Origin of the sequence: Kribbella sp. NPDC050241 (genome assembly GCF_044459685.1) — a bacterium.
GTDB lineage: Bacteria > Actinomycetota > Actinomycetes > Propionibacteriales > Kribbellaceae > Kribbella.
This window is the reverse complement of sequence record NZ_JBITJE010000022.1, coordinates 1-20,354: the sequence shown is the minus strand read 5'-3', so window position 1 is coordinate 20,354 and position 20,354 is coordinate 1. Positions and strand designations below refer to the sequence as shown.

The following is a 20,354-nucleotide window of genomic DNA, read 5'->3' as shown; positions in this document are numbered from 1 at the left end:
GAGTCAATGTGGCCACCATCGAGGCCGTCGGCGCCCGCGAGATCCTCGACTCGCGCGGCAACCCCACTGTCGAGGTCGAGGTTCTGCTCGACGACGACACAGTCGCCCGGGCGGCCGTCCCGTCGGGCGCGTCCACCGGCCAGTTCGAGGCCGTCGAACTGCGTGACGGCGACAAGGCCCGGTACGGCGGCAAGGGCGTCCTGAAGGCCGTCACGGCCATCCTGGAGGACATCGACAAGGAGATCGTCGGGTACGACGTCCATGAGCAGCGGCTGATCGACCACGCGCTGCTGGACCTCGACGGCACCCCGAACAAGGCCAAGCTGGGCGCGAACGCCATCCTCGGCGTCAGCCTGGCAGTGGCGAAGGCGGCCGCGGACAGCGCCGGCCTACCGCTGTTCCGCTACGTCGGCGGCCCGAACGCGCACGTCCTGCCGGTGCCGATGATGAACATCCTGAACGGCGGCGCGCACGCGGACAGCAACGTCGACGTCCAGGAGTTCATGATCGCCCCGATCGGCGCGGCCACCTACGGCGAGGCGCTGATGCAGGGCGCGACCGTCTACCACGCGCTGAAGGCGGTGCTGAAGGAGCGCGGCCTGTCCACCGGCCTCGGCGACGAGGGCGGCTTCGCGCCGAACCTGGCCAGCAACCGCGAGGCGCTCGACCTGATCGCGGTCGCGGTCGAGAAGACCGGTCTGCAGCTCGGCAAGGACATCGCGCTGGCGATGGATGTGGCCGCGAGCGAGTTCCACACAGACGGCGTGTACGCGTTCGAGGGTGGCAAGAAGTCGGCCGACCAGATGATCGCGTACTACGCGGACCTGGTGGCGTCGTACCCGATCGTGTCGATCGAGGACCCACTGAACGAGGAGGACTGGGACGGCTGGAAGGCCATCACCACCGAGCTCGGCACCAGGACCCAGCTGGTCGGCGACGACCTGTTCGTCACCAACGTCGAGCGGCTGCAGCGCGGTATCACCGAGAAGGCGGCGAACAGCCTGCTGGTCAAGGTGAACCAGATCGGTTCGCTGACCGAGACCCTGGACGCGGTCGACCTGGCCCACCGCAGCGGCTTCACCTGCATGATGAGCCACCGCTCCGGCGAGACCGAGGACACCACGATCGCCGACCTCGCGGTCGCGACGAACTGTGGCCAGATCAAGTCCGGTGCCCCGGCGCGGTCCGACCGCACCGCGAAGTACAACCAGCTGCTGCGGATCGAGGAGGAGCTGGACGACGCCGCGGCGTACGCCGGTCGCTCCGCCTTCCCGCGGTACCAGGGCTGACCCAGGAGGAGTCGAGACAGCATGCCGTCCCGTCGGGAATCCGGTGCACGACCCGGCTCGCGTCCGTCGAGCCGTACCCAGTCGCGTCCACCGGCCCGGCGGGGCGATCAGCCCAAACGCCGTACGACGGGGACAGCCGCCGGACCGGCCCGGACCCGGGGGTCCCGCAACCTGACCGGCCGGGCGGCCGTCGTACTGCTGGTGCTGGGTGCGCTGATCGTGTCGTACGCGCAGAGCTTGCGGGTGTGGTTCGACCAGCACCAGCAGATCACCGCGCTGCAGCAGGAGATCCGGGACCGGGAGAAGCGGGTCGGCGAACTGAACGACGAGATCGCCCGCTGGAACGACGACGCGTACGTGAAGGCGCAGGCGCGGCAGCGGCTCGGCTGGGTGATGCCGGGCGAGGTCGGCTACCGGGTGATCGGCGCGGACGGGAAGCCGGTCGGTGCGCCTCCGGAGCCCAACACGCCGGCGGACGGTACGGCGGACGCGCAGAAGCCGACCTGGTACACGAAGCTCTGGGGGAGTGTCGAAGGCGCCGGCGAACCGCCCGCGCCGCCGGCCGCCACCCCGGCCAAACCCACCCCGAAGCCGATCATCACACCCTCTCCCAAGGCGACGCGGTGAGCGTCAGCCCCGAGGACACCGAAGCGGTCAGCAAGCAGTTGGGCCGGACCGCCCGTGGCATCCGCTCGATCGCGCACCGCTGCAGTTGCGGCCTGCCCGACGTTGTCGAGACAGAGCCACGGCTGCCGGACGGTACGCCGTTCCCGACCACGTACTACGTGACCTGCCCGCGACTGGCGTCGGCGATCGGGACGCTCGAGGCCGAGGGCATGATGAAGGAAATGACCGACCGGCTCGGCACCGACGCGGACCTGGCGGCGAAGTATCAGGCGGCTCATGAGTCCTACCTCGCCCATCGCGAGTCCATCGAGCATGTCGAGGAGATCGCCGGTATCACCGCCGGTGGCATGCCGACGCGCGTCAAATGCCTCCACGTTCTCGTCGGCCACTCCTTGGCAGCCGGCCCCGGTGTGAACCCCCTCGGCGACGAGGCCCTCGCCGCCCTGGACGACTGGGGCCGCCGAGGTCCGTGTGTTTGACCGGGTCGCCGCGGTTGATTGCGGGACCAATTCTCTCCGTCTGCTGATTGCGGATGTGGTGGATGGTGAGCTGAAGCAGATCGATCGGCGGATGACGATCGTGCGGCTCGGGCAGGGTGTGGATGCGACCGGGGCGTTCGCGCCGGAGGCCTTGGAGCGGGTGTTCAAGGCATCCGACGAGTACGCCGCTGTGATTCGAGCCGCCGGAGCTCCGCGGACGCGGTTCGTGGCGACCTCGGCTGCGCGGGATGTGAGCAATCGGGACAAGTTCTTCGCCGGGATCTCGGAACGGTTCGGCGTCGAGCCGGAGATCATCTCAGGTGCCGAGGAGGCCGAGCTCAGCTTCCGCGGAGCGACCGGTGGTCTGAGTGCTCTCGCCGTACCCGGGCCGTATCTCGTCGCGGACATCGGCGGCGGATCCACCGAACTCGTCCTGGGCGACGCGAACGGCGTGATCGCCGCCGAGTCGCTCGACATGGGCTCGGTCCGGATGACCGAGCGGCACCTCGTCTCCGACCCCGCGACGGCCGCCGAACTGGCCGCCGCCACCCAAGACGTCGACGCCCTCCTGGCCTCCACCACCGTCCCGATCACTGCGGCACGCGCCCTGATCGGGACCGCCGGCACGGTCACCACCGTCGCCGCCGTCGCGTCCAAGCTGACCGAGTACGACGCCGAGCGGATCCATCACTCGCGGATCCCGGGTTCACTGCTCCGCGAGACGACGTACTGGCTGATGCGGTCGACACGGGCCGAGCGGAGCAGCGTCCCGGTGATCCACCCTGGGCGGGTGGACGTTATCGGCGCCGGCGCGCTCATCCTGCAGCGCCTGTACGACCGGATGGCCGTCGGCGAGGTGATCGTCTCCGAGCACGACATCCTCGACGGCGTCGCCCTCTCGATCGGTTAGTCGGCCGCGCGGGCGCGGACGCCGTCCAGCGCGATCCGGAGCACGCGCTCGCGCTGCTCGTCGTCGACGAACCCGGCGGCTGTGAGGCCGCTGATCATCCGGAGCAGGTCGTCGAAGGACACGTCCTTGCGCGCCTCGCCGGCCTCCTGGGCTCGCTCGAACAGCGGCGTGCCCGCGGCGTACATCGCGTCCCGCGCCTCACTGAACTCGGCAGCCTCCCGGTTCAGCGACTCGTGGATCGCGCGCTTCGTCGCGGCGTACTCGACGAAGCGACGGACCCAGGTTGCCAGCGCCTCCCACGGCGGGAGGTCGGCGGCGTCCTCGGCGGCCAGGCACAACTCCTCGATCTCACCCAGGTACACGGCCCGCAGCAGATCCTGGCGGGTCGGGAAGTTGCGGTACAGCGTGCCGATCCCGACGCCGGCCTGCCGCGCGATCTCCTCCAGCGACGCTTCGGTGCCCTTGGTGGAGAACGCGTCCCGGGCAGCGGCGAGCAGCGCGTCGAAGTTCCGTCGCGCGTCGGCCCGCTGCGGCCGTCGTACGTCGACCCGCAGGGCCGGCCTGGTCTCACTCACCATCCGATCACCCTATCCATCGTGTGCCATACCCGTTGCAAGCGGAGGCAACCCTCCGCTATAGTGGAGGCATACCTCGACTTTACCAGGCCGGGGAATTCCCGCGCCGCGGGTGCGGCGCGCTCACACCCTTTCGAAGGACTTCTGCATGCCCGGAAATATGTCCTCACCACGAGTGACGCTGGCTGTGCTGGCGTCGGTCGTGGCCGCTTTCTCGATGCTGCAGTCGCTGGTGAGCCCGGCACTGCCCGTCATCCAGCACGACCTGCACACCACCCCGAGCACGGTCACCTGGGTCTTCACCGCGCTCCTGCTGTCCGTCTCCGTCGCGACGCCGCTGCTCGGCCGGATCGGCGACATGACCGGCAAGGAGCGCACTCTGCTCGGCGCGCTGATCGCGCTGGCGGTCGGCTGTCTGATCGCCGCGCTCGCCCCGAACATCGGCGTACTGATCGCGGCCCGGGTCGTCCAGGGCGTCGGCGGCGCGGTGTTCCCGCTGTCGTTCGGCATCATCCGGGACGAATTCCCGAGCGAGCGCGTGCCGTCGGTGGTCGGCGTGGTCTCCGCGATCATCGCGGCCGGCGGCGGGCTCGGAATCGTGCTGGCCGGCCCGATCGTGGAGGCGCTCGGTTGGCGCTGGCTGTTCTGGATCCCGCTGATCGTGATCGCTCTCGCGTCGGTGCTTGTACGCCACTATGTCCCCGAGTCACCTGTTCGTGTGCCCGGCCGGATCGATTGGCTGGCCGCCGCGTTCCTGTCCGGTTGGCTGATCGCTCTCCTGCTGCCGTTGAGTGCTGGGCGGTCGTGGGGCTGGGGTTCGGCGCGGACGATCGTGCTGTTCGCGGCTGCCGTCGTACTGCTGGCCGGCTGGATCACTGTTGAGCTTCGGTCGCGGAACCCGCTGATCGACATGCGGATGATGCGGCTGCCGGCGGTCTGGACGACCAACCTGGTCGCGCTGCTGTTCGGTGCGGCGATGTTCGCGGTGTACGCGTTCGTGCCGCAGTTCATGCAGATCCCGAAGGCTGCGGGCTTCGGGTTCGGCTCGAGCGTGACGCAGGCGGGTCTCTTGATGCTGCCGATGCTGGTCACGATGGCCGTCACCGGGTCCCTCAGTGGTCCCATCACGCCGTACTTCGGTGTGAAGTCCCAGGTGGTCTGGGGATCGGCGCTGATCCTGGTGGCCTCGCTCGCGTTCGCCGAGCTCCACGATGAGCCCTGGCAGGTCGCGCTCTGGACGGCGGTGTTCGGCATCGGCCTCGGGATGGCCTACGCGTCGATGACGAGCCTGATCGTGCAGAACGTGCCGCGCGAGCAGACAGGAGCGGCGACCGGCATGAACGCCAACATCCGCACCATCGGTGGCTCGATCGGCACGGCCTTGGCCAGCTCCATCATCACCGGCCACACCCAACCCTCCGGCCTCCCGACCGAAGCAGGCTTCACCGACACCTTCCTCCTACTCGCCGCCTTCGCCGCAGCCGCCGTCCTCCTGGCCCTGGCCATCCCCACCCACCGCCGAGCTCAGCACGCGGCACCGGACCCGGTCCTCGAAGAACTGGTTCGTTAGCCTCGGCAGTCCTCGGTTTCCGGAAAGAAGTCGTCACCAGGAGACGACTTCTTTCCGGAAAGGCATGCCACGTGGGCGGATTCAGACGGGGCTAGCCTGTGCGGATGAAGCTTCCGCACCCGTTGACGGGGGAGTTGTTCGACAGCCCGGTTCCGCCGGGAACCGGGTGGCCGGAGGATCCCGCCGTACGTCGTACTCCGGTTGCGCGGGATGCGGACGAGGTGGTCGCGCTGACCGAGACGCAGGACCTGGGCGAGTTGGAGGCACGGGTCTCGATGTGCCGGGCTTGCCCGCGACTCGTGGAGTGGCGGGAAGAAGTTGCTATCGGCAAGCGAAAGTCCTTTGCCGGCCAGCCGTACTGGGGCCGGCCGATCCCCGGTTGGGGTGTGGCCGAGCCGCGGATCCTGATCGTCGGCCTCGCGCCCGCGGCGAACGGCGGCAACCGCACCGGTCGCGTCTTCACCGGCGACCGCTCCGGCGACTGGCTGTTCGCCGCGCTCCACCGCGTCGGCCTCGCCAACCAGGCGACCAGCGAACACGCCGGCGATGGCCTCCACCTGATCGGCACCCGCATGATTGCCGCCGTCCGCTGCGCGCCACCCGCCAACAAACCAACGCCGGAAGAACGCGACAACTGTGCACCCTGGTACCGCCGGGAGCTCGAGCTGGTCCTCCCGAGCACCCAGGCCATCGTCTGCTTGGGAAAGTTCGGGTACGACGCCCTCCTCAACGGGCTGGCCGCCCTCGGCGCCACCATCCCCAAACCTCGCCCCAAGTTCGGCCACGGCGTAGAACACCAGCTACGAACCCCTCAGGGCGAGGTCACCGTCCTGGGCTGCTTCCACCCCAGCCAGCAGAACACCTTCACCGGCCGCCTGACCGAAGCGATGCTCGACGCCGTACTCCACCGTGCCCGCACCATCGCCGACATCTGACCAGTTCTACACTCGCGACGTGGACTTGGACGATTACCAGAAGGCTGCGCTCCGTACGGCTGCTCCCCGTGACAAGAAGAACGAGTTCCTGCATCTCGTGCTCGGCTTGGTCGGGGAATCTGGTGAAATCGCCGAGAAGGTCAAGAAGATCATCCGTGACCACGACAGCGACCTGTCGACGGTGGACGTCGAGGATCTGACCAAAGAACTCGGCGATGTCATGTGGTATGTCGCTGTGCTTGCCGATTACTTCGACATTCCGCTGAGTGAAGTCGCCGAGAAGAACATCGAGAAACTCGCCAGTCGCCAGAAGCGCTCCGTGCTGGGTGGCAGCGGCGACAACCGTTGAACCTACTTGGAGGACGAACGTGTTCAGTGTTTACGGGAAGATGACCGCGCAACCGGGACAGCGGGACGCAGTCGTCCAGGGATTCAAGGACATGCTGGACGGCGGCATTCCCGGCCTTGAGTTGTGCAGCATCAATGAGGCCCTCGATGACCCGGACACCATCTGGTTGACGCAGCTCTGGACGGACAAAGCGGCACACGATGCCGGGACTCGTTCCGACGGCGTCGTGTCGGCCACCAAACGCATCATGTCGCTGGTGGCCGGAACTCCAGAAGGTGCCTACGGCCAGGTCGCCTACCTGCACAATGGCGGCACCGCGTAGTCAGCCGCAGACGGCCTTGTTCAGGAAGTTGTCGACTGCGGCGTCGGGGTTGGTTTTGAAGGTGGGGGTTACGGCGATGGTCACCTGGTGGCGGCCGTCGCGGCTTGAGAACGACCAGGACTGGTAGGACAGGGCGTCGCCGTCGTTGCCGTAGAGACGGATGCCGCACGTGGTGTCTCGCCAGGACAAGCCGAGGCCGTAGTCCCTGGTCTCGGTGCCTGCGGTCTTCATCTCGTCGAAGAGGTGGCGTGGCAGCAGCTGACCGTCGAGGAGTGCGGTGAAGAAGCGGTTGAGGTCGGCTGTCGTCGAGATCAGTTCGCCACCGGCGCCGAACAGTGACGGGTTCATCTCGGTGAAGTCGACGAGCTCCACGTCGTTCTCGCTGCGCTGCACAGGAAGATAGCCGTGCGGGTGCGGCCCGCGGATCCGGGGCGACGTACCCGGCATCTCGGTGTCCTTCAACCGCAGCGGCTTGATGATCCGGCGTTCGACCTCGTCGGCATACGAGTGGCCCGTCGCCTTGCGGACGATCTCGCCGAGCAGCGTGTAGTTGGTGTTCGAGTACGAGAAGGCCGAGCCTGGCGGGTCGACCTGCGACGGCTGCGCGACGGCACGCTGGATCAGCTCGCTCGCGCTCCAGGTCCGCCACCGATAGTTCAGGAACTCCGGACTCGGCGGCAGCGTCAAGGTCAGCCGGTAGTCGAACACCCCGCTGGTGTGGTTGAGCAGTTGCCGCACGGTGATCCCGTCGCCACCAGGTACGACGCCAGGCAGCCACGACTCGACCTTGTCGTCCAGCCGCAGTGACCCCTCATCGACCAGCTGCAGTACGACGGTCGCCAGGAACGTCTTCGTGATGCTCCCAGCCCGGAACCGGCTGTTGACCGGAACCTCCCTCGTCTTCCCCAGCTCGGCCACACCGCTACTTCCACGCCACACGTGTTGCCCGTCGCGCACCTCCGCGACCGCCCCCACCGCGACAGCATCCACAACGTCGTCCAGCTGCTTCTGCAGCTCAGCCCGATCCCGTTCCGCCGGCGCGGCAACAGCAGCGGCAGGCACCGCAACCATCGCCGACACAGTCGTCACAGCCACCAACGCCCGAAGTGCGCGCCTCATCCCCAGCCTCCCAGTTCAGCAATCCGATGCCCGCCACCCTTCCGGAGCAGCGCACGCCGAAGTACCCGGGAACGCCCCCGAATCCCTGCGGGTCGGCCCTGGTTCTAGGCGGGCTCGTCGTCCGGGAACCCACCTAGTTGCTTGAGGACTTCCAGCATGTCCACAACGACGTCGGCCTCCACCATCACGCCGTTCGCGAACCGATTCATGCTGGTCCCGACGAACCGCACCCGCCGACCGGTCGCGGGTACGCCGAGCCACTCGCCCTGGTGCGTGCCGTGATAGACGAAATGACTCGCCATCCGGTCGCCCTCGACCACCCGGCTCACCACGATGCCCGCATAGTCGGGGAAGGCGCTGCGGATCTCGCCGATGCCGACCCGGAAGTCCGCCGCCAGCGCCGGCCCCATCAGGGTGTCGAAGGCGCCGAGATCACCGGCCCCGATCGCGTCGGTGATCGCATCGTCGATCCGCACCATCTCTTCGCGATCCATGCCTGCTCCCACCCTGCCGCGATTCATCTGCTGCGAAGCTAGGACGCATCCCGCACCCCGGCAAGGCCGAACACCGCCCGGTACTGACGGATGCAGAGCTCTTGCGGTTCTGTGACGGGTGGCGTGAGGGCTCGGCGTACGGCCCGGATGGCGTCACCATGAGGGGGTGAGAGGTCGCTCGGACGGGGGATGTTCCGGTGCGTGAGATCGCTCCCCAGAGGGTTTGTGAAAGTTTTCACGAGTCGATAACCTGAAGTAGACATTAAGTCGGACGACCACTCAGGGAGAGTGAGCCGCATGACAGCCCAGGTGCCGCACATCCTCGTCGTTGGAGGCGGTTACGTCGGGATGTACACCGCGTACGGCCTGCGCCGCGCGGCCAGGAAAGGCCGGATCCGGGTCACGGTGGTGGACCCGCGGTCGGTGATGACGTACCAGCCGTTCCTGCCGGAGGCGGCAGCCGGCTCGGTGGAACCGCGGCACGTGGTGGTGCCGCTGCGCAAGACCCTCAAGGGCTGCCGGGTGGTGACCGGCCGGGTCACCGGGATCGACCACGCGAACAAGGTCGCCAAGGTGATGCCCGAGGAGGGACCGGAGTACGAGCTGGCCTACGACCAGGTCGTGGTCGCGCTCGGCTCGATCGCCCGGACGCTGCCGATCCCCGGATTGGCCGAGGAGGCGACCGGGTTCAAGAACGTCGAGGAAGCGATCGCGCTGCGCAACAAGGTGCTGGACCGGCTGGACGTCGCGTCGTCGCAGCCCGACCCGGCGCTGCGCAAGTCCGCGCTGACCTTCGTCTTCGTCGGCGGTGGGTACGCCGGTGTCGAGGCGTTCGCGGAGCTGGAGGACATGGCCCGCTACGCCACCCGGTACTACGACAACATCAAGCCCGAGGACATGCGCTGGGTGCTGGTCGAGGCGACCGGCCGGATCCTGCCCGAGGTAGGCCCGGAGCTGGGCAAGTACACGGTCGACCAGCTGCGCAAGCGCAAGATGGACATCAAGCTGGAGACCCGGCTGGAGTCCTGCGAGAAGGGTCACGTGATCCTCAGCGACGGCGACGAATTCGACGCCGACACGATCGTCTGGACCGCCGGCGTGAAGGCGAACCCGGCGCTGGCCGGCACCGACTTCCCGCTGGACGACAAGGGCCGGGTCAAGTGCCTGGCCAACCTGCGGATCGAGGGCGTGGACGACGCCTGGTCGGCCGGCGACAACGCCGCCGTACCTGACCTGACCTCGGAGACCGGGGCGTACTGCGCACCGAACGCGCAGCACGCGGTCCGCCAGGCGAACCGGCTCGCCGCGAACATCCTCCGGGTGGTCGACGGTCAGCCGCCGCAGGACTACAAGCACAAGTACGTCGGTTCGGTCGCGAGCCTCGGCCTGCACAAGGGAGTCGCGCAGCTGTACGGCATCAAGGTCAAGGGGTGGCCGGCCTGGTTCCTGCACCGGACCTACCACGTGTCGCGCGTCCCCACCTTCAACCGGAAGGCCCGCGTCGTCCTCGACTGGACGCTGGCGCTGTTCTTCCGCCGCGAGGTGATCTCGCTCGGCAGCCTCCAGATGCCCAACGAGGAGTTCCGCCGCGCGACCCGGTCCTGATCACTCGTGCAGTAGGCCGGCGTCGTGGACCAGGAGCGCGATCTGGACCCGGTTGTTCAGATCGAGCTTGGTCAGGATCCGCGAGACGTGGGTCTTCACTGTCGGCACGCTGAGATAGAGCGTCGCGCTGATCTCGGCGTTGGACTTGCCTTCGCCGACCGCGACGGCGATCTCGCGTTCGCGGTCGTTCAGGTCGGCGAGGCGGTCCATCGCCTTGGCCTTGCGCTGGTCCTGGCCGGACGCCGCTACCCGGGTGATCAGTCGCTTCGTGACGGCCGGTGACAACACCGGTTGCCCACCGGCCACCCGGCGTACCGAATCGACGATCTCGGCAGGCGGGGTGTCCTTGAGCACGAACCCGGCCGCCCCGGCGCGGAGCGCGCGCAGTACGTGCTCGTCGGCGTCGAACGTGGTCAGGATGACGATCTCGGGCGCGCCCGGGCGGCGTCGTACCGCTTCCGTCGCGGTCAGGCCGTCGGTGCCTGGCATCCGGATGTCCATCAGTACGACGTCCGGAGCCAGCCGATCGATCAGGCCCTGTACGCCGCTGCCGTCGCTGGCCTCCCCGACCACACGGATGTCCGGAGCGCCGCCGAGCATCAGCTTCAGCCCGGCACGCAGCAGCGGATCATCGTCGACAATGAGGACCCGGATACTCACGCCGGCCACGGTAACCAGGCGAAGAGGCGGAACTCGCCATCGGGGGTGCGGCCGTGCTCGACCCGTCCCTCGACCAGTGCCGCCCGTTCGGTCAGTCCGATCAAGCCCTGCCCATCTCCTCGTCTGCGATGCGGCGCGGGGTTGCGCACCTCCACCGACAGACCGTTGCCTGGGGCGCCGGTCACGGTGATGGTCAGCTTCTCACCTGGCGCGTGCTTCATCGCGTTGGTGAGACCTTCCTGGACGATCCGGTACGCCGTACGTCCGACGTGGTCGGGCAACGCGCCGGGAGCATCCAGGGTGAGGTCGATGGGGACTCCCGCCGTACGGGACGCCTCGACCAGTTGGGGGAGATCGGTGAACGTCGGCTGCGGGAGCTCGCCGACAGGCGCCCGCAGTACGCCGATCACCTCGCGGAGGTCCTGCAATGCCTGATGAGCGCTGGCCCGGATGATCTCGGCGGCGCCTGCGACCTCCTCGGTGGACGCGTCGGGGCGATACGCGAGGGCGCCGGCGTGCACGCTCAGAAGTGAGAGTCGATGGCCCAGTACGTCGTGCATCTCGCGGGCGATCTCTTCCCTGGCACGCATCTGGCCCTGCTCGGCCTGCAGTTTGGCGACGGTCTCGGCACGATCGGCCCGGTCGCGGAGCGTTTGGAGCAACTGGCGGCGGGACCGGATGTAGAGACCCCAGCCGGCGACGGCGACGTAGATCGACGTCGCCGCGATGACGATCGCGGCGTCGTCGTTCTGGTTCTTGACTTGGATGTAGGCGAACAGGGAGATCGAGTTCACCGCGAACACCAGCAGCGTGGCTCGCCACGGCTTGTACACGGCGACCGACAGGATCAGGATCAGCGTCGCCGCGCTGGCTGTGTCGGAGAAGATCGAGACCACCGCCGCGATCAGTGCCAGCTGAACCGGCCAGCGCCTGCGGAACCACAGGGTCAGGCACAGCGCCATCCCCGCGCAGAAGTCCACCGCCAGCAGGGTGGAGCTGACCCCTTCCTTCTGACTCTGGTCGAACAGGACCAGGCCGAGCAGGACCGCAACGACGAAGACGATGCTGTCCACGATCCAGTCGCGCGTACTGCGGCGACGGTTCGCGGGCTCGGTCATGACACGAATGTAGCGGTGCGTAAGCGTTCTCCGGGCCGATGACGGCTGTCCGGATACCGAAGTCGGTGTGATCGCCTACTTAGGTCGACGGTAGGTTGCCGGGCATGAGTCAGCTCGCCGTCACCGTCATCGGCCCGGACCGCCCGGGCATTATCGCGGACGTCACCGAGGCCCTCGTCGGTACCGGGGTCAACCTCGAGGACTCCACCATGACGCTGCTGCGCGGCCACTTCGCCATGATGATCGTGTGCTCGGGGCCGTTCGACGAGGTCAAGACCGCGCTCGAGCCGCTGCGGGGCGAGCTGGTGATCACAGTGCGCATCATGGGACCCGAACACGAGCACGCACCGATCGGGCCGTCGTACCTGCTCAGCGTGCACGGCGCGGACCGGCCGGGGATCGTCGCGGCGGTCACCCGGATCATCGCGTCCGCCGGTGGGACGATCACGGACCTGGCGACGCGGCTCAGCGGGGAGCTGTACGTGCTGACCGCCGAGGTCGAGATCCCGCCGACCGCCGAGCTGGCCTGGCTGGACCGGGCGCTGGAGATCACCGCGGAGGAGCTCGGAGTCGGCGTCACGCTACGGCCCGCGGAGAGCGACGACCTGTGAGCGTGGCACACCTGAACCAGACCCTCGCCAGCTGGAGCCCCGCCCAGCTCGGGATCACCGGCGACACTCTGGAGGTGGTACGGGCGCCTCACCCGGTCCTCGCCACCGAAGGCGCGACCGTAGACCCGCTCGACCCCGTGATGGTCGCTCTTGCTGCCGATCTGGTCGCAACCATGCGGGTTTCGCCCGGCTGTGTCGGGCTGGCGGCTCAGCAGGTCGGGATCGCGGCGCAGATGTTCGCGCTGGACGTGACCGGGCATCCCAAGACGCGGACGTGTCACGGTGTCTTTGTGCTGTGCAACGCGGTCGTGGTCGAGTCCAGCCGCCAGGAGAAGGGCCGCGAGGGCTGCATGTCGGTCCCTGACTTCACCGGCGACGTCAAGCGCGCCACCAGGCTGACCGTCACCGGCGTCCTCCCCGGTACGACGGACCACGTCACGATCTCCACCGACGCCTTCGAGGCCCGCGCCCTCCAGCACGAGATCGACCACTGCAACGGCCAACTCTTCCTCGACCGAGTCTCCGGCGCCCACGCCGTCTACCCGCGAAAGGTCTACCAGTAACTTGTAACCTCAGTCCCACGCCCCGGCCCGGGTGGCGGAACGGCAGACGCAGCGAGCTTAAACCTCGCGGCCTTCACAGGCATACGGGTTCAAATCCCGTCCCGGGCACCTGCGGGGTCTGAGCTACGCAGATGCCGCGCAAGTCTTCTTGGCCAAGCTCGAAACAAGCCCGCCTCGGTTGCAACGGCGTTGGCATTTGTCGCGCGATCATGACCACAGCGCCTTGAGACCACCTGAGACGTCGGCTAATGCATGCACATGCCGATGAGCGGATTGTCCGAGATACTGGGCGGCGGTCCGGCAGCGGCTAGTTGACCTCCGCCTCGACGAGGTGCCAGTTGCGGGGGCTGGCGGCCACGAGTGTCTCGCCGAGTGGTCTGCGGAAAAGCAGGTGTCGGTACGACTTCAGGCCGTCCCCGAACACCTCCGGCGACGCGAGGACGTCGGAAGTCGACATCAGGGCGCTCGCGACGATCGGCGCCTCGTTCTCACCCACGGGCAACCACTTCCAGCGGCCACAGGTTGCGCAGGACGACCCCGTCTGATCGCCGTGGTGCTCGCTGTGCCGGGCCCGCACAGCCAGCACCAGTTCCTCTTGCCTGTGCCATGAATCGACCGTCAGCGCGGGGAGGATCTGCTGCACCCCGGTGGGACCCTTGCGCGGCTTGTGCACCTCGCCCAGGTCCACGCTGAAGCGTTCCGAGATGTCTGCAGCCAGTTGTTCCGAAACGCAGACAACGTCGAAGAGCCAGTTCGGCATCCAGACGTCGGCTGTCGGGAACTTGCTGCCCTGCATGACGAGCGGGCCTGATTGCTCCACCAGTGGGGTACCGCAGCCCCGACACCAGCCGTCGTTGCCGTACATCGGTCCCAGACCGTAGGAGTCCTCGGGCCACGGCCAGCCCGGCGTGAATCGCGGGGCGATGGCCACCCAGTCAGCTGACGGCTCCTGCACCGCGCAAGTATCGCGGCGAACGACATGAACCGCCACTCTCATGCAAGACAGGCCCCTCGAGGGGCCCGAATGCGCGCCGCCACCGTAGGACCGGGGAGCGGGGCAACCTTCGGCTCCTCGCCTGAGGGCTCGTCGCGATGCGGAGAGACTGCCTGCGCACCTTGACACGTAAGTGTCCGCGGTTGTGGAGGCAACCAGTCATCGCCGAGCGAATCCCGCCCGGGACGCGACGCCTCAGTTTCCGCGGACCGACAGCGGAAACCAGCGACTCGCGAGGAGGCGCATCGTGCCCTTGCCCTTCGGGGGGATGTAGGCGACCAGTTCATAGCGCTCCTGCCGAGTGATCGACGACGTGACCTCTGATGGCAACCCGAATCCCTGCTGCATGTCGCCCGCGGTCTCGGTATCCCACACCATGTTGGTGTCACCCTTGTTGCGATAGGAGTGCAGCAGGTCGAGCCCGAACCAGACGAGCGCACCGCCGGATTTCGTCCGCACGGCAAATACGGGGGTCGGGGCGGCAACGGCGCGGCTGGTCCCGGCCCAGTCGTTGCTCGTATAGGCACTCCGGTTATCGACGATTTTGCTACGCACTGTCTGGAGGATGTCATCCTGCGCGAACCGTTTTGCGTACGGGCTCTCGCTGCCCTGGGTCACGGCGCCGGCCAAGACGGCGGCGACCTTGCCCGGCGGGGTCGCCAAGTGGTTGTCGCCCGCGGCCACGACCGCCGGGAAATCCGCCACGTCCACTCCGGGTGCGAGCGCACCGGTCGCCCTACTCGAGAACGGCGCGTAGGTCGCGCGCCACGGCGCACCGCTACGGTCCTGGACGAAAAGCAGGAAGTCCCGTGTCGCGGGCTCCGAACCGCGGTCCGTCGCGGCCGTGAAAAACCACTTGGGATAGCCCGTGACCATCGGTGCCGCACCCAGCGCTCCGACGTACTTGACCGGCGGGTAGCGCAAGTCGTTCTTCCGGTACACGCGGTACTGCGCGCTGTGGATCTTCAGAGCCGATCCCGTCTCTATCTTCGCAGCCCGTGCCGGGTCCAGTTTTGTGTTCGCCTGGCCGATAGCCGACATGTACCGCTTCAGCACGTCCTCCGCTCCACGCGTGCTGATCGCGGGGGTCGGCTTCGGGCGGGGCGACGGGGACGGCTTCGATGAGACGGTGGCAGCGCGATCTTCGGCGCCCTCCTGATCGCCGCCGCAGCCTGCCGTCGCAAACATGAGAGCAACGACCAGGGCGGTCGCCGGGGTCCAGCGCATTCGTGTCTCTCGCTTTCGTCGGAGTTGAAGCCGACCGATGATCTCGTCTCCTGGGCAGACGCGCCAAATCCTGCTCTCAGTAGCCGATGAATCGCACGTCGCGTCCATTCGACGCCAAGGTGAGGAAAGCCACAGCCGCTGCGATCGCCAGAACCAGCAGGTCGTTGGTCACCACCGCGAGCCCAGCGGGCCCCGCAGCAAGGACCGCTCCACCCAGGAACCAGCATCTTTCCGACGCGCCGCAGACAGTATCGGGACCGGTCGAATTTGAACCTCGCGGCCTTCACAGGCATACGGGTTCAAATCCCGTCCTGGGCACGAGTTGATGTACCCATCCCCGGCTCAGCGCCGTCCCTTCTCCTACCCGCTATCGCCGGCGTCTGCGGGCTGCGGCCCGCGATGCGCGCTACCGCGCGAGCGACCGCCCCGTGGTCCGCATTCTCGTTCTGAGTGACAGATATGAACGTGTTTCCGCCCACCGTTCCGCACCTGCAGGAGATCGATGTTCAGTAGTTCGCGAAGCGGCGCTCGCCTCGATGCCCCACTGGTCGGAACAGCGACGACATGATCGATGGATCGTGAAGTTTCTGCCGGTAGCCTGTCGGATCCGGGGCGAGGCGTTCGTAGCAGGGGTGAGGGGTGGCCGGAGGAAGGCCGCCGGGACAAGGAGTGATGAGATGGCGAAGTACCTGATCTCGTTCGAGAAGGGTGCGATGGACCACTTCACCGAGGAGGACTGGCCCGAGGTGGGCAAGGCCTCCAACGCGGTGGAGCAGGAGGCCAAGGACGCCGGCGTGTTCGTCTTCGCCGGCGGGCTGGACTACGTGGACGACGACGTGGAGGCCGCCGTGGTGGCCGTCGACGGGGTCGTCACCGACGGCCCGTACCCGGAGAGCAAGGAGCTCATCGGCGGCGTGATGATCGTCGACGTACCCACCCGGGAGGAGGCCCTGAAGTGGGCCGCCAAGAACGCGGCCGCCTGCCGCTGTGCGCAGGACGTCCGCAAGTTCATGTACGACCCAGAGATCGACTGAGATCGCGTCGAGGCAGCATCTGCTGTCCGTCCACGGCCCCGCCTTGTACGGCGAGGCCCTGACCCATGCCTCCAAGGCCAGCCAAGGCAGGGCCGACGTGGGTTCCAGAGCGACTGAGCGAGACGATCACCCGGGCCCAGCGGCCCGGGTGGTGGTCGCCGTCACCCACCAGTCAGCTGACTCGACATCGCCGAGGACGCCGCCACGGACGGCAGGACTCCGGAACAGTCGAGGTCTGGCGCGGCCTCAAGGGCCTCGCGGCCTAGTAGCCGGGGAAGACCTTCCGGAGCTCGTCCAGCGTGACGTTGCCAGTCACGCTCACGCCGGCGGCGTGCTCGGCGCCGAGGCGTCCGCTCAGCAGCCGCACCACGGCCTCTGCTGGACCGTCGAATGTGGCTGTCGGGTCATCGACCGCGTCGGTCACGGTGACCGTGTCGGTGATCTGGATGCCGCCGCCCGGGATCGCCAGGCGGACCTCCCGCTGGACCTGATCGGCCTTGCCGACAAAGCCCAGAAGGAAGGCCAGCGGCCCGCCGAAGAGCTCGACGAGTAGCTCGGCCGAGTCCGGATCCACGGTCGCCGACGGGTCGACGCCGACGCGCACGTCCCAGGCGTGGTTGGCGACCTCGTTGAGCCGCATGCCGAGCGCGACCACCAGCGGCACCGGCTGGGGCAGGATGCCCAGGTCGATCTGGCGATCGCGCTGCTCGGCGCTGAGCGCCTCGACGGTGTCGAGGTACGCCGCGTCGTGTTTGACGAACCCGGCCGCTTGGTCGGCCGGAGACGCGGCGTTCCACCGGGCCCAGATCGCCTGGTTGTCCTCGGTCTCGACCTGCTCGCCTGCGGCGGTGGCGATCGGCTTGCGGGAGATCTCGGCACCGCTGCCGAGGTGCGAGAGCGCCTGCGCGACGGTCCACTCCGCCGCCCCACTGCGGTCCCTCAGCTGTTGCTCGGTCAAGGTCGGCACCAGTGCGGCGAGGGTGTCGTGGTTGGCACGCAGCGCTGCGACGGCGCGGTCGACAAGTGTGGTCATGCCACGCACAACCTCGCGGGCTGCGGCTTTCTTCCGGCGGGCGAGGATCCCGTCCAGCTCAAGGAGAACGGCTCCACACCCGGCGGGCGGAGGTTGGCAGGGGCTAGCCAGTCAGGTCGTCGACATCGATGCCGTTGCGAGCAAGTGTGACCACAAGCCACTGCCGCTGTAGCGGGCTCGCTGTGGCAAGCAGGTACTGGATGGCATCGGTTGCCCGATGCTTCCGACCTGCCGCCACGGACGGGTGTAAGGACTTCGGCAGGTTGTGGCAGGCGTCTGCCAGCAATCGCATCCATTCCATGACATCGACATCCACCGACCCGACATCAACCAAGTATTGGACCTGGCCGGTGTAGGCACTGGCCCGAATGGACACGAGCGCTTCGTAACACAGCACCGTTACGGCTTCGACGGCAACACGTTCGCGCCGTCGTGGAGCGGAGAGCAGCATGGTTGACATTCTGCTGCCCACCCACGTGGTCAACGTCCGGACATGCCGCTGTCAGGGGTGCGCGGTCCTGCTCGGGTCTGTGATCATGCGCTGGTGAGTATGACCACGACCATCCAGGTCGACGCGCGAGGGTTTTGGGCCACTGCAGACGCGTTTGGCGCGTGGATGGGCTATCTCGTCGAAGAGATCGCCAACCGTACGCCGGCCCTGCACGACCCCGCACTGCGCGGGATAGCCCAGCAGTGGCGCGTCGCGGCGGTGGTCACCGACTTCGGTGCCGACGCGGGTGAGCTGTCCGACGAGCAGCGGTCCGCCCTGCGCGCGATAGCAGTTACAGCACGGGCCAAAGCCGAATCCTTCGGAGATCTGTCGACCGAACAGATGCGGCAGTGGATCATTCTTGATGGCGATCCGGTCGCCGGAGGCTGGGCCGCCAACGGAACCCTGGAGCTCGCACGGATCCTTGAGGTAGCCGATGGCTTTATCGCCTTGCTGGACAACCAGTTCCCGCCCGATCCGTCTGCCGGCGCGTGGCTCCTGGGCACGGGCGAAGGCTACAAGGTGGTCCGCTATCGACCCGAGGCGCTCGCCAAGCCTCGCTGGCAGCGAAACAAGACGTAACAGGTGCGTCCGTACATGCCGCAGTTGGTGAGCGTGTGTGTGGTTGACGCGACCGAGATCGCTCCGGGGCACTGGGGGAATGGAGATCTCACAGCCAGGGCCGGCTGTTTCCGGCGCCGGCCTGGGAGCCCGCCGGTCGGCGTCTGGATCCATCGGCGTGCCACTCGTTAGCCTTGGTTCATGAGGGCAGCGGTTCACACCAGGTACGGCCCGCCCGATGTCGTTCGGATCGAGGAGGTGGACGAGCCGGTCCCTCAGGGGAACGAGGTGCTTGTGAGGGTCCACGCGACGACGGTGAACCGAACCGACTGCGGCTATCGGGCGGCCAAGCCATTCATCACCAGGTTCTTCACGGGACTCAGAAGGCCACGAGTGACGATCATGGGAACCGAGTTCGCCGGAGTGGTCGAGGCCGTCGGATCCGGTGTCACCGCGTTCAAGGTCGGTGAGCGCGTCTTCGGCTACAGCGAGGGCCGATTCGGCTGCCATGCCGAGCTCCTGACCGTTCCCGTGAACGGTTCGATCGCCGGCATCCCAGCGAACCTCACCTTCGTCGAGGTTGCCCCGGGCACCGAAGCTGCGCACTACGCCCTCGCGGCCATCAGGAAGACCAAGATCCACCACGGCCAGGCCGTCCTGGTCAACGGCGCAACCGGAGCCATCGGCTCGGCGGCGGTTCAGATCATCAAAGGGCTTGGAGCCCAGGTGACCGCCGTCTGCGACACCGCCCACCTCGAATTGGTCAGGGGCCTTGGAGCCGACCGAGTCATCGACTACACGACGGAGGACTTCACCAAGGACAACCAGCAGTACGACGTGGTGCTCGACGCGGTCGGCAAGAGCACCTTCGGTCGCTGCCGGCGACTGTTGAAACGACACGGGTCGTATCTGTCCTCCGATCTCGGTCCGCTCTGCCAGAACCCGGTCCTCGCGCTCGTCACCCCGCTGCTTCCTGGCAAGAAAGTCAGGTTCCCGATTCCGAGGGACAGCCAAGCGATCGTGAGGCACCTGAAGGAACTGATCGAGTCGGGAACCTTCAGACCGGTCATCGACAGGCGCTACCACTTGGACCAGATCGTCGAGGCCTACCGGTACGTCGAGACGGGGCAAAAGATCGGCAACGTCGTGATCGAGGTCGAGCCGCCGCGATAGCACCCACAACGCGCACTTCGCTCACAACGCTTGACGGCGCATCGCGAACGCGCATTCAGCCGCAATCCGCACGCTCATGCTGATGAGCGGACAGTTCAGTCCGGCTGATCGGTTGCGACCTGGACGGCGCTCAGGATGCTCGACAGGCTCTCCGGGTGGGCCATCTTCAAGTCTGCGAGATCACTGGGCCGGAACCAGCGAAGATCGTCGTGCTCCTCGGGTGCGGCGTTGACAGGTTCCCCTTCCCAGCGCGCGACGAGGAACGCGTGCACGTCGAGGGTGGGGTCGCTGACCGTCATAGGAATGGGCAGGGGGTCGTGGATGTGGACACCGAGTTCTTCGAGGCATTCTCGAATGACGGCTTGGTGAGGCAACTCGCCCGCCTCGACATGCCCGCCGGCGGAGAAGCTCCAGCAGTCGGGATACCACCGACGCGATGGATGGCGATGCACAAGGAGCACAAGACCGTCGCGCACAAGTACAGCGACTGAGATCGGAATCTGGGCGACCATGGCGACACACTAGTGTCGCGTGTTTGAAGTTGGTTTACGGCTGATCTTGGTGAGGATGGTGTCGGCGGTCTTGGTCCAGGTGAAGGGTTTGGCGCGGTTGTTGT

24 protein-coding genes and 1 tRNA gene are annotated in these 20,354 nt (G+C 67.3%); 15 read left to right on the top strand and 10 right to left on the bottom strand.

Features of this window, described 5'->3' with window-relative positions; all coding sequences use genetic code 11:
- Nucleotides 1-8: 8 nt before the first annotated feature.
- Genes eno through ACIBG5_RS43000 form a run of 4 tightly spaced genes read left to right on the top strand, consistent with a single transcriptional unit; the run spans nt 9 to nt 3,305 of the window.
- Nucleotides 9-1,289, top strand: coding sequence for a phosphopyruvate hydratase (gene eno, locus ACIBG5_RS43015; protein WP_396397883.1), 1,281 nt, complete (start codon nt 9-11; stop codon nt 1,287-1,289).
- 21 nt (nt 1,290-1,310) lie between these two features.
- Complete coding sequence (locus ACIBG5_RS43010) at nt 1,311-1,916, top strand: septum formation initiator family protein (protein WP_396397882.1); 606 nt, start codon at nt 1,311-1,313, stop codon at nt 1,914-1,916.
- Nucleotides 1,913-2,395 carry a DUF501 domain-containing protein gene (locus ACIBG5_RS43005; protein ID WP_360442038.1) on the top strand — a complete coding sequence of 161 codons (483 nt, stop codon included), beginning with the start codon at nt 1,913-1,915 and terminating at the stop codon, nt 2,393-2,395. The genes ACIBG5_RS43010 and ACIBG5_RS43005 overlap by 4 nt, the downstream gene beginning before the upstream one ends.
- Nucleotides 2,388-3,305, top strand: a complete 918-nt coding sequence (locus ACIBG5_RS43000; protein ID WP_396397881.1) for an exopolyphosphatase — start codon at nt 2,388-2,390, stop codon at nt 3,303-3,305. The genes ACIBG5_RS43005 and ACIBG5_RS43000 overlap by 8 nt, the downstream gene beginning before the upstream one ends.
- On the opposite strand, the gene ACIBG5_RS42995 is transcribed toward ACIBG5_RS43000, so the two are convergent.
- On the bottom strand, nt 3,302-3,883 hold the full coding sequence (locus tag ACIBG5_RS42995; RefSeq protein WP_396397880.1) for a TetR/AcrR family transcriptional regulator: 582 nt from the start codon (nt 3,881-3,883) through the stop codon (nt 3,302-3,304). The two genes, ACIBG5_RS43000 and ACIBG5_RS42995, sit on opposite strands and share 4 nt — an antisense overlap.
- Before the next feature lie 157 nt (nt 3,884-4,040).
- Here ACIBG5_RS42995 and ACIBG5_RS42990 point away from each other — a divergent pair, with 157 nt between their 5' ends.
- The 4 genes from ACIBG5_RS42990 to ACIBG5_RS42975 all read left to right on the top strand — a co-directional run bounded on the left by ACIBG5_RS42990 (nt 4,041) and on the right by ACIBG5_RS42975 (nt 7,056).
- On the top strand, nt 4,041-5,450 hold the full coding sequence (locus ACIBG5_RS42990) for an MFS transporter (RefSeq protein ID WP_396397879.1): 1,410 nt from the start codon (nt 4,041-4,043) through the stop codon (nt 5,448-5,450).
- 104 nt (nt 5,451-5,554) lie between these two features.
- The gene (locus tag ACIBG5_RS42985; RefSeq protein ID WP_396397878.1) at nt 5,555-6,385 is read left to right on the top strand and encodes a uracil-DNA glycosylase; all 831 of its coding nucleotides are present in this window, start codon (nt 5,555-5,557) and stop codon (nt 6,383-6,385) included.
- A 19-nt stretch (nt 6,386-6,404) separates the two neighbouring features.
- Complete coding sequence (locus ACIBG5_RS42980) at nt 6,405-6,734, top strand: nucleoside triphosphate pyrophosphohydrolase family protein (RefSeq protein WP_396397877.1); 330 nt, start codon at nt 6,405-6,407, stop codon at nt 6,732-6,734.
- The gene (locus ACIBG5_RS42975; protein WP_396397876.1) at nt 6,652-7,056 is read left to right on the top strand and encodes a putative quinol monooxygenase; all 405 of its coding nucleotides are present in this window, start codon (nt 6,652-6,654) and stop codon (nt 7,054-7,056) included. The genes ACIBG5_RS42980 and ACIBG5_RS42975 overlap by 83 nt, the downstream gene beginning before the upstream one ends.
- Here ACIBG5_RS42975 and ACIBG5_RS42970 read toward each other — a convergent pair whose 3' ends face one another.
- Together ACIBG5_RS42970 and ACIBG5_RS42965 are read right to left on the bottom strand one after the other, a co-directional pair.
- Nucleotides 7,057-8,175 carry a serine hydrolase domain-containing protein gene (locus ACIBG5_RS42970; protein ID WP_396397875.1) on the bottom strand — a complete coding sequence of 373 codons (1,119 nt, stop codon included), beginning with the start codon at nt 8,173-8,175 and terminating at the stop codon, nt 7,057-7,059.
- 104 nt (nt 8,176-8,279) lie between these two features.
- On the bottom strand, nt 8,280-8,669 hold the full coding sequence (locus tag ACIBG5_RS42965) for an ester cyclase (RefSeq protein WP_360442014.1): 390 nt from the start codon (nt 8,667-8,669) through the stop codon (nt 8,280-8,282).
- 297 nt (nt 8,670-8,966) lie between these two features.
- Between ACIBG5_RS42965 and ACIBG5_RS42960 the strand changes: the two genes are divergently transcribed.
- Complete coding sequence (locus ACIBG5_RS42960) at nt 8,967-10,274, top strand: NAD(P)/FAD-dependent oxidoreductase (RefSeq protein WP_396397874.1); 1,308 nt, start codon at nt 8,967-8,969, stop codon at nt 10,272-10,274.
- On the opposite strand, the gene ACIBG5_RS42955 is transcribed toward ACIBG5_RS42960, so the two are convergent.
- Complete coding sequence (locus ACIBG5_RS42955) at nt 10,275-10,934, bottom strand: response regulator (RefSeq protein ID WP_396397873.1); 660 nt, start codon at nt 10,932-10,934, stop codon at nt 10,275-10,277.
- Entirely contained in the window at nt 10,931-12,052 is a 1,122-nt protein-coding gene (locus ACIBG5_RS42950; RefSeq protein ID WP_396397872.1) for a sensor histidine kinase, read from the bottom strand. The genes ACIBG5_RS42955 and ACIBG5_RS42950 overlap by 4 nt, the downstream gene beginning before the upstream one ends.
- A 104-nt stretch (nt 12,053-12,156) precedes the next feature.
- Here ACIBG5_RS42950 and ACIBG5_RS42945 point away from each other — a divergent pair, with 104 nt between their 5' ends.
- The 3 genes from ACIBG5_RS42945 to ACIBG5_RS42935 all read left to right on the top strand — a co-directional run bounded on the left by ACIBG5_RS42945 (nt 12,157) and on the right by ACIBG5_RS42935 (nt 13,334).
- Nucleotides 12,157-12,663 carry a glycine cleavage system protein R gene (locus tag ACIBG5_RS42945; protein ID WP_396397871.1) on the top strand — a complete coding sequence of 169 codons (507 nt, stop codon included), beginning with the start codon at nt 12,157-12,159 and terminating at the stop codon, nt 12,661-12,663.
- Nucleotides 12,660-13,226: a peptide deformylase gene (locus ACIBG5_RS42940; RefSeq protein WP_396397870.1), complete on the top strand. Its 567-nt coding sequence runs from the start codon at nt 12,660-12,662 to the stop codon at nt 13,224-13,226. The genes ACIBG5_RS42945 and ACIBG5_RS42940 overlap by 4 nt, the downstream gene beginning before the upstream one ends.
- Before the next feature lie 25 nt (nt 13,227-13,251).
- Nucleotides 13,252-13,334: transfer RNA gene (locus ACIBG5_RS42935), tRNA-Leu, on the top strand.
- Nucleotides 13,335-13,533: 199 nt separating this feature from the next.
- On the opposite strand, the gene ACIBG5_RS42930 is transcribed toward ACIBG5_RS42935, so the two are convergent.
- A complete protein-coding gene (locus tag ACIBG5_RS42930; RefSeq protein ID WP_396397869.1) occupies nt 13,534-14,181 on the bottom strand; it encodes a hypothetical protein in 648 nt (215 codons plus the stop codon).
- Between the two features lie 234 nt (nt 14,182-14,415).
- Nucleotides 14,416-15,447 (bottom strand): hypothetical protein, encoded by a 1,032-nt coding sequence (locus ACIBG5_RS42925; RefSeq protein WP_396397868.1) that lies wholly within the window; start codon nt 15,445-15,447, stop codon nt 14,416-14,418.
- A 677-nt stretch (nt 15,448-16,124) separates the two neighbouring features.
- Here ACIBG5_RS42925 and ACIBG5_RS42920 point away from each other — a divergent pair.
- Complete coding sequence (locus ACIBG5_RS42920) at nt 16,125-16,481, top strand: YciI family protein (RefSeq protein ID WP_396397867.1); 357 nt, start codon at nt 16,125-16,127, stop codon at nt 16,479-16,481.
- A 262-nt stretch (nt 16,482-16,743) separates the two neighbouring features.
- On the opposite strand, the gene ACIBG5_RS42915 is transcribed toward ACIBG5_RS42920, so the two are convergent.
- On the bottom strand, nt 16,744-17,514 hold the full coding sequence (locus ACIBG5_RS42915; protein WP_396397866.1) for a maleylpyruvate isomerase family mycothiol-dependent enzyme: 771 nt from the start codon (nt 17,512-17,514) through the stop codon (nt 16,744-16,746).
- Nucleotides 17,515-17,617: 103 nt separating this feature from the next.
- Complete coding sequence (locus ACIBG5_RS42910; protein WP_396397865.1) at nt 17,618-17,965, bottom strand: hypothetical protein; 348 nt, start codon at nt 17,963-17,965, stop codon at nt 17,618-17,620.
- Nucleotides 17,966-18,064: 99 nt separating this feature from the next.
- Between ACIBG5_RS42910 and ACIBG5_RS42905 the strand changes: the two genes are divergently transcribed.
- Together ACIBG5_RS42905 and ACIBG5_RS42900 are read left to right on the top strand one after the other, a co-directional pair.
- Entirely contained in the window at nt 18,065-18,586 is a 522-nt protein-coding gene (locus ACIBG5_RS42905; protein WP_396397864.1) for a hypothetical protein, read from the top strand.
- 180 nt (nt 18,587-18,766) lie between these two features.
- Nucleotides 18,767-19,738: an NAD(P)-dependent alcohol dehydrogenase gene (locus tag ACIBG5_RS42900; protein WP_396397863.1), complete on the top strand. Its 972-nt coding sequence runs from the start codon at nt 18,767-18,769 to the stop codon at nt 19,736-19,738.
- 95 nt (nt 19,739-19,833) lie between these two features.
- Here the strand turns inward: ACIBG5_RS42900 and ACIBG5_RS42895 are convergent, their stop codons facing one another.
- Complete coding sequence (locus tag ACIBG5_RS42895; RefSeq protein WP_396397862.1) at nt 19,834-20,250, bottom strand: NUDIX domain-containing protein; 417 nt, start codon at nt 20,248-20,250, stop codon at nt 19,834-19,836.
- Between the last annotated feature and the right edge of the window lie 104 nt (nt 20,251-20,354).

Coding starts and splice junctions, on each gene's coding strand:
- ACIBG5_RS43010 (WP_396397882.1), top strand. CDS start 1,311: ATGCCGTCCCGTCGGGAATCCGGTGCACGACCCGGCTCGCGTCCGTCG.
- ACIBG5_RS42995 (WP_396397880.1), bottom strand. CDS start 3,883: ATGGTGAGTGAGACCAGGCCGGCCCTGCGGGTCGACGTACGACGGCCG.
- ACIBG5_RS42990 (WP_396397879.1), top strand. CDS start 4,041: ATGTCCTCACCACGAGTGACGCTGGCTGTGCTGGCGTCGGTCGTGGCC.
- ACIBG5_RS42985 (WP_396397878.1), top strand. CDS start 5,555: ATGAAGCTTCCGCACCCGTTGACGGGGGAGTTGTTCGACAGCCCGGTT.
- ACIBG5_RS42970 (WP_396397875.1), bottom strand. CDS start 8,175: ATGAGGCGCGCACTTCGGGCGTTGGTGGCTGTGACGACTGTGTCGGCG.
- ACIBG5_RS42965 (WP_360442014.1), bottom strand. CDS start 8,669: ATGGATCGCGAAGAGATGGTGCGGATCGACGATGCGATCACCGACGCG.
- ACIBG5_RS42960 (WP_396397874.1), top strand. CDS start 8,967: ATGACAGCCCAGGTGCCGCACATCCTCGTCGTTGGAGGCGGTTACGTC.
- ACIBG5_RS42950 (WP_396397872.1), bottom strand. CDS start 12,052: ATGACCGAGCCCGCGAACCGTCGCCGCAGTACGCGCGACTGGATCGTG.
- ACIBG5_RS42945 (WP_396397871.1), top strand. CDS start 12,157: ATGAGTCAGCTCGCCGTCACCGTCATCGGCCCGGACCGCCCGGGCATT.
- ACIBG5_RS42925 (WP_396397868.1), bottom strand. CDS start 15,447: ATGCGCTGGACCCCGGCGACCGCCCTGGTCGTTGCTCTCATGTTTGCG.
- ACIBG5_RS42920 (WP_396397867.1), top strand. CDS start 16,125: ATGGCGAAGTACCTGATCTCGTTCGAGAAGGGTGCGATGGACCACTTC.
- ACIBG5_RS42915 (WP_396397866.1), bottom strand. CDS start 17,514: ATGACCACACTTGTCGACCGCGCCGTCGCAGCGCTGCGTGCCAACCAC.
- ACIBG5_RS42910 (WP_396397865.1), bottom strand. CDS start 17,965: ATGCTGCTCTCCGCTCCACGACGGCGCGAACGTGTTGCCGTCGAAGCC.
- ACIBG5_RS42905 (WP_396397864.1), top strand. CDS start 18,065: ATGACCACGACCATCCAGGTCGACGCGCGAGGGTTTTGGGCCACTGCA.
- ACIBG5_RS42900 (WP_396397863.1), top strand. CDS start 18,767: ATGAGGGCAGCGGTTCACACCAGGTACGGCCCGCCCGATGTCGTTCGG.
- ACIBG5_RS42895 (WP_396397862.1), bottom strand. CDS start 20,250: ATGGTCGCCCAGATTCCGATCTCAGTCGCTGTACTTGTGCGCGACGGT.